Here is a 14,277-nt window from a genome sequence, read left to right on the forward strand (position 1 = left end):
AAGGAAGTTTAATGGAAGCGATAAAAATAATTAAAGTAGGAGGAGATATCATTGATGATGCTGTTAAATTAGAGGAGTTTTTAACATTGTTTTCCAACATAAAGTCACCTAAAGTATTAGTGCATGGAGGCGGAAAGTCAGCTACGGAATTAGCAACTAAAATGAACGTACCTGTTCAAATGATTGGAGGAAGACGTATTACAGATTCGGCTAATTTAGAAATCATCACAATGTTATATGCAGGAAAGATTAATAAAAATATCGTTGCTAGGCTACAAGCCTTGAACTGTAACGCAATAGGGATGTCAGGTGCTGATGGAAATACCATAGTAGCGCATAAACGATCTGTAGAGGATATAAATTTTGGATTTGTTGGAGATATAAATTTTGTAAATACGGCTTCTCTTAAGTTGTTTTTAAAAAATGGTATGGTACCTGTTTTTTGTGCAATAACACATAATGAATTAGGGCAGTTGTTAAACACAAATGCAGATACTATTGCTTCGGAGTTAGCAATAGCTTTAGCAAAGGAATTTAGAATAAGTTTATACTATTGTTTTGAAAAAGAGGGCGTTTTAGAAAATATTAAAGATGGAAGTACCGTCATAAAAAAACTCAATACCAATACATATTTACAATTAATTGAAAAAGGAGTGATTGTTGGAGGTATGCTACCAAAGTTAGAAAATAGTTTTCGAGCTGTGAATAATCAAGTAGTAAAAGTATGTATAGGAAACCCCGCAATGCTAATAGGATCTAATGTGAATTATACAACTATAGAAAGATGAAGATAGAGGAGCAACTGACAGAAAAAGCAATTAATTTGCTCAAAAAGCTTATAGAAGAGCCTTCCTTTTCATCAGAAGAAGCAGGTACGGCAGCTCTTATTGAGAAGTGGTTTGATAAAGAGTGCATAGCTTTTAAAAGAACGAAACATAATATTTGGGCAATTAATAAATATTTTGATAAGAAAAAACCTACGTTGCTTCTAAATTCTCATCATGATACCGTGAAGCCTAGTAAAGGATATACTAAAAACCCTTTTAAAGCAATAGAAGAAGATGGGAAATTGTATGGTTTGGGAAGTAATGACGCGGGAGGCTGTTTGGTTTCTTTAATGGCAACATTTAGTTATTTTTATTCGGTTAGAAACTTAAATTATAATATTGTTATAGTGGCTTCTGCAGAAGAAGAAAGTAGTGGTGCAAATGGATTGAATTCCATGTTGTCCGTCATACCTAACATAGCGGTAGCAATTGTAGGAGAACCTACGCTAATGAATTTAGCAATAGCAGAAAAAGGGCTGGTGGTATTGGATGCAAAAGTAAAAGGAACTCCTAGCCATACAGCGCACCCAAATAAAAATAATGCGATTTATAATAGCATTGAGTTCCTGTCTTGGTGCAGAGATTTTACATTTGATAGAAAGTCAGAGATGCTTGGAGATGTGAAGTTAACAGTGTCTCAGATAAATGGAGGTGTACAGCATAACGCAGTACCCTCTGAAGTACATTTAGTGATTGATGTACGTGTGAATGATCAATATACAAATCAAGAAATTATGGATACCTTAAAGGAAAAAGCTCCTTGTTCAGAAATTCGCGCGAGGAGCTTACGATTAAACTCATCTTCAATTTCAAAGGAGCATCCTTTAGTAAAAGCAGGAATTCAAATGGGGAGAGAAACTTATGGCTCACCAACGCTTTCAGATCAAGCTGTTTTAAGTTGTCCATCTTTAAAATTAGGACCAGGAGATAGTAAGCGTTCTCATACTGCAGATGAGTTCATTTATCTTTCGGAAATAGCGGAGGGTATTACGATTTATATTGAGTTATTAAAAAGAGTACTAATAAAAAAATGAGGTTGAGTAAACCTAAACTAAAATAAAAATAGATGAAACTTTGGGATAAAGGATTGACAATCGATCAAAAAATAGAGCAATTTACTGTAGGAAATGATAGGGAAGTGGACTTATACATCGCAAAATATGACGTACAAGCATCATTGGCGCATGCAAAAATGTTATATGAGGTGAATATTCTTTCAAGAAAGGAATTAACGATGTTAGAAACAGGCTTAAAAAAACTAGCAATTCAAATTAAGGAAGGCACATTTGTTATTGAACCTATGTTTGAAGACGTACATTCTAAAATAGAATTTGAATTAACAAAGGAATTTGGAGAGGTAGGTAAGAAAATACATACAGCACGTTCAAGAAATGATCAGGTTTTGGTAGCATTACAGCTTTATTACAAAGAAAGTTTGCTAGAAATAAAGAAAGAAGTGAATATTCTTTTTAATACCCTTTTGTTAATAGCTGAAAAATATAAAAATAATCTAATTCCTGGTTATACGCATTTGCAGGTAGCAATGCCTTCGTCTATAGGCTTGTGGGTTTCAGCATATGCAGAGTTGCTCATTGATGATGTTAGTATGTTAAATGCAGCTATCAAAATTATAGATCAAAACCCCTTGGGTTCAGCCGCAGGTTATGGCAGTTCTTTTCCTATTGATAGAAACTTTACAACTAGATGTTTACAGTTCGAAACTTTAAAATATAATGTTATAGCAGCACAACTAAGTAGAGGTAAAAATGAGCGTTTTATAACGGGTGTTTTAGGAGGAATATGCAATACATTATCGCGTTTTGCGATGGATATTTGCTTGTATAATTCTCAAAATTTCAACTTTATTTCATTTCCTGAAGAATTAACAACAGGAAGTAGCATTATGCCGCATAAAAAAAATCCAGATGTATTTGAATTGATTCGAGGAAAGTGTAATAAAATACAAGCATTGCAAACGGAAATATTGCTAGTAACAAATAATTTGCCAAGCGGATATCATAGAGATTTTCAATTATTAAAAGAAAATATGATTTTAGCAGTAGCGGAAGTAAAAAGTATCTTAACCATTTTTACGTATGCTATTCAGCAAATGATCATAAAAGAAGTTGATTTGAATGAAGAAAAATACCAGCACTTATTTACTGTTGATAGTATTAATAATTTAGTAATGGAGGGGATGCCGTTTAGAGAAGCATATCAAAAAATAGGAAAGGAGGTAAAAAACAATACCTATGAACCAAATACAAATAAAAAACATACTCATATAGGCAGTGTACATAATTTATGTTTGGATAAAATTAAGATCAAAATGAAAGGAGTGCTTTAGTTGAAGCACCCTTTTTTGAAATTTCTGATATTATTTCTTAATTTCCTCAATTAAATCTTGAAAGGTAATGGTTGCTTCTTCTCTAAAATTGGTATTGTAAATAACTGTAACCCGAAGCGCTTTTAGTCCAGAAACTCCTTGTAGGTCTTCTAAATCTAGTTTTTCAATATCGCCCAGTTGGTTTTTAGATTGTAAGTAATATATATATTTTAAGTATTCGTTAGCATCTTTGTCTTGAGTATATACGATGGCAATCTTCCCAGGAGCAGTCAACCGCTCATTAGTTCCTTTAATACGAGCTTTATCCACTCTCTTTTTTATAATTTCATAACGAATATTATAAGCACCATCAACATCAAACTGCTTTTCATCCATTCTAAATCTAATAGTTAAAGATGAGCTATGTACCAAAATAAGAGAAGCAACTCGTAAATCATGTTCCATAGAATTACGAGCAGTATTTGCTACATTTTCCATTTCGCACATAATCTGTAACTGCCACAAGCGTAAGTTATACAAATATAAAAGGTCAAATTTCTTTTCTTTAGTTAAAGATTGTCCTATATACATATTGTATTCTACACCATCCGTTTTGTACCGTTCAAAATAATGAGGAAACATAGCTTGTGCCTCTTCTTGTTTGCCATCAATAAACTGAGTTAATCTATTATTTAAAAGGGTAACACTATGTTCATACGCCTTTCGTTTCTCATATACAACATGCAAATTATCATCGAGTCGATTAGTATATGTTTTAACGAGGTCGAATAATGTAGCATTGATTTCTTTTATATGGTTAAAAACAGGATAGATGTCTTTTTTAAGAAAATCGAGAATTGTTATTTCGTCTCCTGCCTTTAGTCCATTATTAACCTTACTCAAGTATCCAGAAACGCGGAATCTCAATTCATCATAAATAGGAATTCTTTCCGTATCACAAGCTTCTTTTAATACAGAAATAGCCAAGGTAAGTTGCGTTGTTAAGTCTTCCTTTATAGCATTATTTCTAGCAGTAGAAGACCCTTTGATATCTAATTGCCCGTAAAGAGGATATACCTCTTTAAAAATAATTTCAGAAATTTTAACAGCTGGTTTTTTTTCAAAAATAGCTTTTTGATAAGTTTCAGCCGCTTCATAAAAGCGCCATTTTACAGAAGGGTGAATAGAAGTATAATGTTCTTGAATAGTTGCTTCTAAGATATTGAAATATTCTTCAGAATTCCTTTCCGCAGCAGCTTCAAAAACAGGAATAATATCTTTGAGTTTTTCTTGGTTTACAGAATTCAATTCATAAGCTCTAGGAGAAGCTACTTCTAATAAAAATAAATCATTGCTATTGTTAGGAGGCTTAATAGGAATGAGCAAAATACTACCCACATTTTTCTTTTTTAATTGCTGGTAGAAAGGATTTTCTCCGGAGGTTTTTCTATAAGCATCAATATCAGAAATAGCAACATTTTCTACCTCGTTAAAAACTTTATTCAAAATATGTTCACAGAAAAAGGTATTGCAAAACACAGTTTTTTTACCATCCAATAAAATACTTTCAGCTTTTTTTATTCGAGCAGATAGTTCAAGGTTAGAAATGTCAAAAACAGAAAACCCAATACTTAAATCTTTAATATTGAAAAAGTCACTTAAATCACGTTGGAGTTTTTCTATAATATTTCCATCATCTTTTTTTAAGAGATTATTACTAATAGAAGAAATAATTTCATCAGAAGTAACATCAAATAAATTCATAATACCAAAACCTTTAAAAAGATAAGAATTTGGAGGAAATTTTTCTTTCCATATCTTAATATCATCAAAGTTATCTAATAAAAGTTTAATATCATTATGGGTAATCTTAGGAGCATTTTTTGTAGGAGAAATTTGCATAAAGTCTCCATTAAAAGCAACACGATAATGTTTAGTAATTCCTAGAGTCTTATCAGGGATGTCAAAGAAAAAAGGACGTTTTAAATCCACAAAATAATTGTAAACAAGTCTTAAAATCAAGGTGCAAGCATAAATGTACATAACATTTTCTTGAAAATTACGAACTTCTAAAAGATAATCGTCACCAGCATTTGCAAGAATTTTTTTAAATCGATTGGTAAATTTAAAAGAGGTAAAAGTAAAAGGAATAGTTGCGGCTTTAATTTCATTGTCAGATAAAATTTCAGGAAATAAGGTATCTAGTAATATATCAATAATCTCATGGTGTTTTTCTAATAAAGAAAGATCAGAAAATCCAGTAATGAACTCAGGGTGTTTTTCTACTTTTCTGAGCATTATTTTGGAAGATTTATGAAAAGGATGCTCCTTAAAATCAGCATGAGCATATTTTTCAAATAGAGAAATTATTTTTTCAAAACTAATATTTAGTTGAACAGGTAACTCTATAGGGTTATATACGCTAGATCGCTTAATTTCCATAATGTTCTCCTTTTAAGGACTACAAAAATACAAAATTGTACACAGATCGGTAAGGAGGTAGTTAATCTATGTGTTGTTTAGTTAAGTGTTTGTTTATTAGTGTTTTGTGTGGGAGTTGTAAAGTTGCAATGAAAAAGTCACTTTTTACAATATGTAAGATAATAATTATATAAAGAAAAAAGTGAGTTATAGAATATTTTAAAATGAATATTACAGTTAATTACTCGTTAAATTTTGAGGATTCAGTCAAAAATAATAGTTAAAAGTATAATTTCGCTGCTTAGTTAATTAATATTAATTCAGAATAAATCATAATCAAATAAAATAGTAGTTATTAGAATGAAGCATTTAATCACTATTTGCTGTGTAATATTTACACAGCATTTTTTTGCACAAACTTTAAAAGGAAAAGTAATCTCTTATAGCAATACTCCCATTGCAGGAGCTAATATTTTAAACAGGAGCGATACGCATCATACGCACAGTAACAAAAGAGGAGATTTTATATTACAGCAGGTAACTTTAGGAGATACTTTAGTTATTAGCCATATCAATTATAAAAAGAAAATAGTAGTAGTAGGTAAGCTTTCTGAAATCACGATTAACCTAGAAGAAAATTTTGTGTCTTTGGAAGAAATAGCTATCAATGAAAAAATAAATGCGTTAAATATAATAACAACAATAGATATACAAACGAATCCAGTAAATTCTTCTCAAGAAATCTTACAAAAAGTACCAGGGTTGTTTATAGGTCAGCATGCAGGAGGAGGAAAGGCAGAGCAAATTTTTCTTCGTGGTTTTGATATAGATCACGGAACAGACATCGCCATTTCTGCTGATGGAATCCCCGTTAATATGGTATCGCATGCACATGGGCAAGGGTATGCTGATTTGCATTTTGTGATTCCTGAGACAGTAGATAAAATAGATTTTGGAAAAGGAGCATATTATGCTGATAAAGGAAATTTCAATACTGCCGGATATGCTAACTTTAAGACAAAAAGAAGTCTAAGATCGAGCCTTTTAAAACTAGAAGCTGGTCAGTTTAATACACAACGTTTGTTAGGGATGTTTAATTTGTTAGATGATCATAAACAACATGCTTACATTGCTACAGAATATATACTAACTGATGGTTACTTTGAAAGCTCGCAACATTTTAATCGATTAAACCTTTTTGGAAAATATACAGGAAATATAACTAATACAGATGAAGTAGGAGTAACGCTATCTCATTTTACTAGTAAATGGGACGCGTCTGGGCAAATTCCTCAAAGAGCGGTAAGTAATGGTTTGATCACGCGTTTTGGAGCGATAGATGATACTGAAGGAGGAGCAACAAGCCGTACAAATATATTAGCAACTTATAATAAAACTATTTCAGACAATGCATCGATAAAGAATAAGCTTTATTATAATACATATGATTTTGAATTGTTTTCAAACTTTACTTTTTTCTTAGATGACCCTATAAACGGAGATCAGATAAAGCAAAAAGAAACGCGTAATACTTTCGGCTTTATAACTGATTTTAAGCACAATTTTAATCAAATGGATGGGAGTTTTTTAGCAGGAATTAGTATAAGAAATGATCAGAGTTTTAGAAATGAGTTAACCCATACTGCAAACCGAAAGGAGGTATTGAATAGAATTCAGTTTGGAAATATTAATGAAACTAATTTTGGTGCTTACGCAAGTGCAAATTTTAATCTAGAAAAATTCATAATCAATCCAACATTACGTCTTGATTATTTTAATTTTGAATATAATAACCATTTAGATACTAATTATAAAACGCAATCTCAAACAAAAAGTATTGTGAGCCCTAAATTAAATATATTTTATAATTATGACAAAGACCTACAGTTATATGTAAAAGCAGGAAAAGGGTTTCATTCTAATGACACTCGTGTTGTAGTGGCACAAAAAGGAAATAATATTTTACCAGCTTCTTATGGCTTTGATACAGGGCTAATATGGAAACCGACACCAAAATTATTTATAAATACAGGATATTGGTACTTGTTTTTAGAACAGGAATTTGTGTATGTAGGAGATGCAGGTATTGTGGAACCTAGTGGGGAAACAGGCCGACAAGGAATTGATTTAAGTGTAAGATATGAGCCTGTAAGTCAGCTTTATTTTAATATAGATGCTAACTATACTTATGCTAGAGCTAAAGGCGTGATAAAAGGTCAAAATTTTATTCCTTTAGCTCCAGATTTTACATTAGCAACTGGTTTGAATTATAAAAGTGAATTTGGATTTTATGGAGGATTTCAGTTAAGGCATATAAATGATAGGCCAGCAAATGAAGACAATTCTATTGTGGCAGAAGGATACACTGTAACGGATTTTAATATTGGTTATGATTTTAAGAATGTTACATTAGGGGTACACATCCAGAATCTTTTTGATGTAGCTTGGAATGAAACGCAGTTTGCTACAGAATCTCGTCTAAAAAATGAAGTTAATCCCGTAGAAGAAATTCATTTTACACCAGGTACTCCATTCTTTTTAAAAGGAATGATTACGATCAACTTTTAACGTGATAAAGAAATAAACAACAAATTAAAAAAGGGAACAATAACTACTATTGCTCCCTTTTTTAATTTGTTGTTTAAACTTTTACTTTTGCCTAAAATAAATAGACATAGGTACTCCCGTAAAGTTATAAAGTTCTCTTAATTTATTTTCAATAAACCTTTTATATGGATCTCGTACATATTGAGGTAAGTTGGCAAAAAATGCAAACTGAGGTGTTTTCGTTGGCAATTGCATACAATACTTAATTTTAATAAATTTTCCCTTAGTTGCCGGTGGTGGGTAATGTTCAATAATTTCAAGCATTGCTTCATTAAACTTGCTAGTTTGAATACGTCTTTTTCTATTTTCGAAAACTTCAACAGCAGTCTCTATGGCTTTAAAAAGACGCTGTTTGGTTAAAGCGGAAATAAACACAATAGGGACATCTGTAAAAGGAGCGATCTCTTTTCTGATATTAGCTTCAAAATCACGCATAGTATTTGTTTCCTTTTCAATCAAATCCCATTTATTAATAAGGATTACCACTCCTTTTCTATTTTTTTCTGCTAACCAAAATATATTTTGGTCTTGTTTTTCAAATCCTCTTGTAGCATCAACAACAAGAATTGCAACATCTGAATATTCAATGCTTCTTACAGCTCGCATTACAGAATAAAATTCAAGGTCTTCTTTTACCTTTGATTTCTTTCTAATACCAGCAGTATCTACCAAGTTAAAATCAAATCCAAAACGATTGTATTTCGTATCAATAGAATCACGAGTCGTTCCCGCAATATTTGTAACAATGTTTCTGTCTTCTCCTATCAAAGCATTTATAAAGGACGATTTTCCGGCATTAGGCCTTCCTACAACAGCAAAACGAGGAAGCTCTTCTTTTTCTAAATCTACCTCTTTAGGTGCTGGCATTTCTGCTGCAATAGCATCCAATAAATCGCCAGTACCACTTCCATTGATAGAAGAAATAGTGGTGTACTCCCCTAAACCAAGATTATAAAATTCTACAGCATCAGCATCACGCATTGCGTTATCTACTTTATTAACAGCTGTAAAAATAGGTTTTTTAACTTTGCGAAGAAGTTTTGCAACCTCGTTATCCATTGGAGTAATCCCTTGCTCAACATCTACTACAAAAACAATAATATCAGCTTCGTCAATTGCAAGTTGTACCTGTTTTCTAATTTCCCCTTCAAAAATATCGTCAGAACCAACAATATATCCTCCCGTATCAATTACCGAAAATTCTTTTCCGTTCCAGTCAGACTTACCGTAATGTCTATCACGGGTTACTCCACTAACAGAGTCAACAATAGCTTCTCTACGTTGAACTAAACGATTAAATAAAGTTGATTTTCCTACATTTGGTCTTCCTACAATGGCAACAATGCTATTCATCCTTGTTATAAATAATTGAATTATAAAATTAGTATATGACTAAAATTTCATGCAAAGATACAATATACTGCATGATTATTGATGGTAAATTTAAATACTTATAAAAAACGCAGCATAAACATGAGGTCTTTTGTTATTTTCCGCTACAGCACATGAAGTCTTTTCAAAGTGCTTTTTATTCGTTATAAACAGAAGTTAATTTTAAAAGAAGAGAAAATTAATTTTTTTTTATTTACCAATAAAAAAGTATCTTGTAGTTTTATAACCCCCTCAATTATGGAAGAATACAAGAACAACGCTCTTTTTTTAAGACCTAGATTTTCATTAGAACTAAAAGAAAGTCAACAAAAACTGATAGAAAAATTTAAGAAAAAGCTTGAAGAAAGCAGTTATAAATCCTGTAGCAAGGTGATAGACGAGCATATTGTTATTGATATACCGAAAGAGGAAAATCATTTTTGGTCACCTCAATTACATCTTGAAGTTGAAGAGAGAGGAGGAGAAGTTACTTTAAAAGGACTCTTTGGTCCTAAACCCCAAGTATGGACATTGTTTATGTTTATTCACTTTATCATTGCTACTGCGTTCATTTCTTTTGCTATTATGGTATATGTGGAGATGTCTTTAGGGAAAGATATTACATTTCCATTAGTAATGTTAGTACTACTTCCTATTGTTTGGATAGTTCTCTACTTTTTAGGACAATTAGGAAAAGAAACTGGGAAGGTACAGATGGAGAGGTTGCAGCGTTTTATGTTAGAATTGATAGAGCACAAGGAGTAACAACTACTCCTTATATCCAAATCTTTTTAATTGATTTTTATTGCTTCTCCAGTTCTTATTAACTTTAACATATAGCTCCATAAAAACTTTTTTATCGAAGAAGAATTCTAAATCTTTTCTAGCTTCTGTACCAACTCTTTTTATGGCACTTCCTTTATGACCAATAATAATCCCTTTTTGAGTATCTCGTTCCACCATAATAACAGCACGGATCTTTATAATTTCTTTTTCTTCGATAAAAGATTCTGTTTCAACTTCTACTGAATAAGGAATTTCTTTTTTGTAATGCGTTAATATTTTTTCTCTGATTTTTTCATTAACAAAAAAACGTTCTGGTTTATCGGTTAATTGGTCTTTTGGATAAAAAGGAGGAGATATGGGAAGTAGCTCTGTGATTTTAGAAAAAACAGCTTCAATATTAAACTTTTCTAAAGCTGAAATGACATACACAAAGGCATTTGGAACCTTATTTCTCCAGTAGGCTATTTTTTCTTCAACTTCGCCTTGAGTAGATTTATCTATTTTGTTTAATAATAAAATAACAGGAATCTTACTATTGATTATTTTTTTAAAGAAAGCTTCGTTTTTCAATTCTTTCTCTGCAATTTCTACCATATAAATTAATATGTCAGCATCATTAAAAGCAGATTTTACAAAATCCATCATAGATGCCTGTAGCTCGTATGCTGGATTTAAGATACCTGGAGTGTCAGAAAAAATGATCTGATGATTTTCACCGTTAACAATTCCTAGAATTCGATGTCTAGTCGTTTGTGCCTTCGGAGTAATAATTGAAAGTTTTTCGCCAACCAAGGCATTCATTAGAGTAGATTTTCCTACGTTAGGGTTTCCTATAATATTTACAAATCCTGCTTTATGTGTCATTTTGCAAAGGTAAGGCGTTTTTGATTAGTATTTTGTTTTTTTTATAAGGTTGTTAATGTGTGTGTTATGATGTTTTTTTTGAAAAAAGTGTTTTTTTGTTTGGCTAAAAAGAATAAAAAGACATATCTTTGCAGCAGCAAATCGCGGGATAGAGCAGTAGGTAGCTCGTCGGGCTCATAACCCGAAGGTCACTGGTTCGAGTCCAGTTCCCGCTACTAAAAATGAAAAGGCTTTCAGGAAACTGAAAGCCTTTTTTACGTTTCAAAAACAGGTAATAATATGGGTTAGTAAATGTTTCTATGTTTGATAGAAACTGAAAAGTAAGAACACATAATAATTGAGAACAGCTATTGAAATATTTCCTTTATTAAAAGTAAAGAAAAGCACTTGGGTTAAGATGTATGGAAATTTTGACGAATAAAAGAGGGAATATAGAGGTAAGTGCGTATAAAGAGATGTTTTCAAAGATGAGAAGACGCTCTAAAAAGAAGAAGAAATAGCTAGTAAATGTAATTTTTACAAGATAGGAATAAAGAACAATAAAAAACTTTGCTTCTATAAGGTGTTGTTTTCTATGAAGTTGCGTTGTATTGCATAAAAAAGGGCAAAAAAAGGCTTGTTATTGTATAAATAGTTTCTATATTTGCAGCCGCTAACGGGCAAATAAGCAAAGTTAGCAAAGATCATTGAGAGATTGGGTTTGTAGATGTTTAAATAAAAGTTAAAAAACGTTTGTTTCGAGAGATTTAAAAGTTTTATATTTGCGCTTGTTTAATAACGAGGAGTTGATTTTTTAGCTTTTAAAATTCAAAAAAAAACTTTTTCAAAAAAAAAGTTTGTCAGTTTTAAAAAAGGTTATACATTTGCAACCGCTTTCTAAAAGAGAGTGACGTTCAAGAAAATTTGGAAGATTTTGAATAAAAAAATCAGTTAGTTCGAGTCTAACATTTCTACAAGAGATTATTTTAGTTTGCATAAAGATTAGAATAATAAGTTCATTGAAAATATTGAAATTGACAGCGTAAACAAAGAGTAGAATAACCACTTTATATAATAAAGTAATTCTTTTGAAACTTATTCATTCATAATATTAAAGATTATACAATGAAGAGTTTGATCCTGGCTCAGGATGAACGCTAGCGGCAGGCTTAACACATGCAAGTCGAGGGGTAACATTGTAGCTTGCTACAGATGACGACCGGCGCACGGGTGCGTAACGCGTATAGAATCTGCCTTCTACAGAGGGATAGCCTTTAGAAATGAAGATTAATACCTCATAACACTTTGGAGTGGCATCGTTTTAAAGTTAAAGATTTATCGGTAGAAGATGACTATGCGTCCTATTAGCTAGATGGTGAGGTAACGGCTTACCATGGCAACGATAGGTAGGGGTCCTGAGAGGGAGATCCCCCACACTGGTACTGAGACACGGACCAGACTCCTACGGGAGGCAGCAGTGAGGAATATTGGGCAATGGAGGAAACTCTGACCCAGCCATGCCGCGTGCAGGAAGACTGCCCTATGGGTTGTAAACTGCTTTTATACAGGAAGAAACGTACCTACGAGTAGGTATTTGACGGTACTGTAAGAATAAGGACCGGCTAACTCCGTGCCAGCAGCCGCGGTAATACGGAGGGTCCGAGCGTTATCCGGAATCATTGGGTTTAAAGGGTCCGCAGGCGGTCGATTAAGTCAGAGGTGAAATCCCATAGCTTAACTATGGAACTGCCTTTGATACTGGTTGACTTGAGTAATACGGAAGTAGATAGAATATGTAGTGTAGCGGTGAAATGCATAGATATTACATAGAATACCGATTGCGAAGGCAGTCTACTACGTATTTACTGACGCTCATGGACGAAAGCGTGGGGAGCGAACAGGATTAGATACCCTGGTAGTCCACGCCGTAAACGATGGACACTAGTTGTTGGGAAATGTCTCAGTGACTAAGCGAAAGTGATAAGTGTCCCACCTGGGGAGTACGATCGCAAGATTGAAACTCAAAGGAATTGACGGGGGCCCGCACAAGCGGTGGAGCATGTGGTTTAATTCGATGATACGCGAGGAACCTTACCAGGGCTTAAATGTGGAATGACAGGGCTAGAGATAGCTTTTTCTTCGGACATTTCACAAGGTGCTGCATGGTTGTCGTCAGCTCGTGCCGTGAGGTGTCAGGTTAAGTCCTATAACGAGCGCAACCCCTATTGTTAGTTGCTAGCAGGTAAAGCTGAGGACTCTAGCGAGACTGCCGGTGCAAACCGTGAGGAAGGTGGGGATGACGTCAAATCATCACGGCCCTTACGTCCTGGGCTACACACGTGCTACAATGGTATGGACAATGAGCAGCCATCTGGCAACAGAGAGCGAATCTACAAACCATATCACAGTTCGGATCGGAGTCTGCAACTCGACTCCGTGAAGCTGGAATCGCTAGTAATCGGATATCAGCCATGATCCGGTGAATACGTTCCCGGGCCTTGTACACACCGCCCGTCAAGCCATGGAAGCTGGGGGTGCCTGAAGTCGGTCACCGCAAGGAGCCGCCTAGGGTAAAACTGGTAACTAGGGCTAAGTCGTAACAAGGTAGCCGTACCGGAAGGTGCGGCTGGAACACCTCCTTTCTAGAGAAAGATGGTGAGTTACAAAAGGAAGTTTTACTCTTTGCTGTTAATTTTAAAATATAGACTAAGATCTTAAAAAAAAAGAGAATGATTTAAGTGTATTTATATGCTTAAGCTGTCTTAGACAGTCTCGTAGCTCAGCTGGTTAGAGCGCTACACTGATAATGTAGAGGTCGGCAGTTCGAGTCTGCCCGAGACTACAAAATTAAGACTTAGAAAAAAAAAGGAAATTCTGGAAGTTAGAGGATTCAACATTACAAGATTGAGGATTTTATAATCTAAATTTCATATGGGGGATTAGCTCAGCTGGCTAGAGCGCTTGCCTTGCACGCAAGAGGTCATCGGTTCGACTCCGATATTCTCCACAATCAGATGTAAATCTGAAAACGTTCATTGACATATTGGTAAAATGATATCGTAAAGAATCAAGATAGAGTGTTAATCTTAAGATTAA

The 14,277-nt window shown here is 33.5% G+C and carries 8 protein-coding genes, 3 tRNA genes and 1 rRNA gene; 9 read left to right on the forward strand and 3 right to left on the reverse strand.

The annotated features are described in order from the left end of the window. Positions 1-11: 11 nt before the first annotated feature. From argB to argH, 3 genes are read left to right on the forward strand one after another with little or no spacing between them, the layout of a single operon-like run. Positions 12-788, forward strand: a complete 777-nt coding sequence (gene argB, locus MARIT_RS02350) for an acetylglutamate kinase (protein ID WP_100210657.1) — start codon at positions 12-14, stop codon at positions 786-788. Further along, positions 785-1,861, forward strand: a complete 1,077-nt coding sequence (locus MARIT_RS02355) for a M20 family metallo-hydrolase (protein ID WP_038026009.1) — start codon at positions 785-787, stop codon at positions 1,859-1,861. Before argB ends, MARIT_RS02355 begins: the two co-directional genes overlap by 4 nt. A gap of 32 nt (positions 1,862-1,893) precedes the next feature. Then, positions 1,894-3,174 (forward strand): argininosuccinate lyase, encoded by a 1,281-nt coding sequence (gene argH / locus MARIT_RS02360; protein WP_024742092.1) that lies wholly within the window; start codon positions 1,894-1,896, stop codon positions 3,172-3,174. A 30-nt stretch (positions 3,175-3,204) separates the two neighbouring features. Here the strand turns inward: argH and MARIT_RS02365 are convergent, their stop codons facing one another. Further along, complete coding sequence (locus MARIT_RS02365) at positions 3,205-5,595, reverse strand: hypothetical protein (protein WP_024742091.1); 2,391 nt, start codon at positions 5,593-5,595, stop codon at positions 3,205-3,207. A 339-nt stretch (positions 5,596-5,934) separates the two neighbouring features. On the opposite strand from MARIT_RS02365, the gene MARIT_RS02370 reads away from it, so the two are divergent. Beyond that, positions 5,935-8,142 (forward strand): TonB-dependent receptor, encoded by a 2,208-nt coding sequence (locus tag MARIT_RS02370; RefSeq protein WP_024742090.1) that lies wholly within the window; start codon positions 5,935-5,937, stop codon positions 8,140-8,142. A gap of 81 nt (positions 8,143-8,223) precedes the next feature. Here the strand turns inward: MARIT_RS02370 and der are convergent, their stop codons facing one another. Continuing rightward, on the reverse strand, positions 8,224-9,534 hold the full coding sequence (gene der, locus MARIT_RS02375) for a ribosome biogenesis GTPase Der (RefSeq protein ID WP_100210658.1): 1,311 nt from the start codon (positions 9,532-9,534) through the stop codon (positions 8,224-8,226). Between the two features lie 276 nt (positions 9,535-9,810). Here der and MARIT_RS02380 point away from each other — a divergent pair, with 276 nt between their 5' ends. Continuing rightward, a complete protein-coding gene (locus MARIT_RS02380) occupies positions 9,811-10,317 on the forward strand; it encodes an ABC transporter ATP-binding protein (RefSeq protein WP_024742088.1) in 507 nt (168 codons plus the stop codon). Positions 10,318-10,320: 3 nt separating this feature from the next. On the opposite strand, the gene era is transcribed toward MARIT_RS02380, so the two are convergent. Then, positions 10,321-11,202 (reverse strand): GTPase Era, encoded by an 882-nt coding sequence (gene era / locus MARIT_RS02385; protein ID WP_024742087.1) that lies wholly within the window; start codon positions 11,200-11,202, stop codon positions 10,321-10,323. A 142-nt stretch (positions 11,203-11,344) separates the two neighbouring features. Between era and MARIT_RS02390 the strand changes: the two genes are divergently transcribed. The 4 genes from MARIT_RS02390 to MARIT_RS02405 all read left to right on the forward strand — a co-directional run bounded on the left by MARIT_RS02390 (position 11,345) and on the right by MARIT_RS02405 (position 14,188). After that, positions 11,345-11,417 (forward strand) — tRNA-Met (locus MARIT_RS02390). 886 nt (positions 11,418-12,303) lie between these two features. Then, positions 12,304-13,823: ribosomal RNA gene (locus MARIT_RS02395) — 16S ribosomal RNA — on the forward strand. 126 nt (positions 13,824-13,949) lie between these two features. Next, positions 13,950-14,023, forward strand: a tRNA-Ile gene (locus MARIT_RS02400). A 91-nt stretch (positions 14,024-14,114) separates the two neighbouring features. Next, a tRNA-Ala gene (locus tag MARIT_RS02405) sits at positions 14,115-14,188 on the forward strand. Positions 14,189-14,277: the final 89 nt, after the last annotated feature.

This window comes from Tenacibaculum maritimum NCIMB 2154, from assembly GCF_900119795.1.
In the GTDB taxonomy this organism is placed as follows: domain Bacteria; phylum Bacteroidota; class Bacteroidia; order Flavobacteriales; family Flavobacteriaceae; genus Polaribacter; species Polaribacter maritimus.

What these genes read in the sequence shown, in the direction of transcription:
- argH (WP_024742092.1), top strand. Translation starts at nt 1,894, where the DNA reads ATGAAACTTTGGGATAAAGGATTGACAATCGATCAAAAAATAGAGCAA.
- MARIT_RS02365 (WP_024742091.1), bottom strand. Translation starts at nt 5,595, where the DNA reads ATGGAAATTAAGCGATCTAGCGTATATAACCCTATAGAGTTACCTGTT.
- MARIT_RS02355 (WP_038026009.1), top strand. Translation starts at nt 785, where the DNA reads ATGAAGATAGAGGAGCAACTGACAGAAAAAGCAATTAATTTGCTCAAA.
- era (WP_024742087.1), bottom strand. Translation starts at nt 11,202, where the DNA reads ATGACACATAAAGCAGGATTTGTAAATATTATAGGAAACCCTAACGTA.
- der (WP_100210658.1), bottom strand. Translation starts at nt 9,534, where the DNA reads ATGAATAGCATTGTTGCCATTGTAGGAAGACCAAATGTAGGAAAATCA.
- MARIT_RS02370 (WP_024742090.1), top strand. Translation starts at nt 5,935, where the DNA reads ATGAAGCATTTAATCACTATTTGCTGTGTAATATTTACACAGCATTTT.
- argB (WP_100210657.1), top strand. Translation starts at nt 12, where the DNA reads ATGGAAGCGATAAAAATAATTAAAGTAGGAGGAGATATCATTGATGAT.
- MARIT_RS02380 (WP_024742088.1), top strand. Translation starts at nt 9,811, where the DNA reads ATGGAAGAATACAAGAACAACGCTCTTTTTTTAAGACCTAGATTTTCA.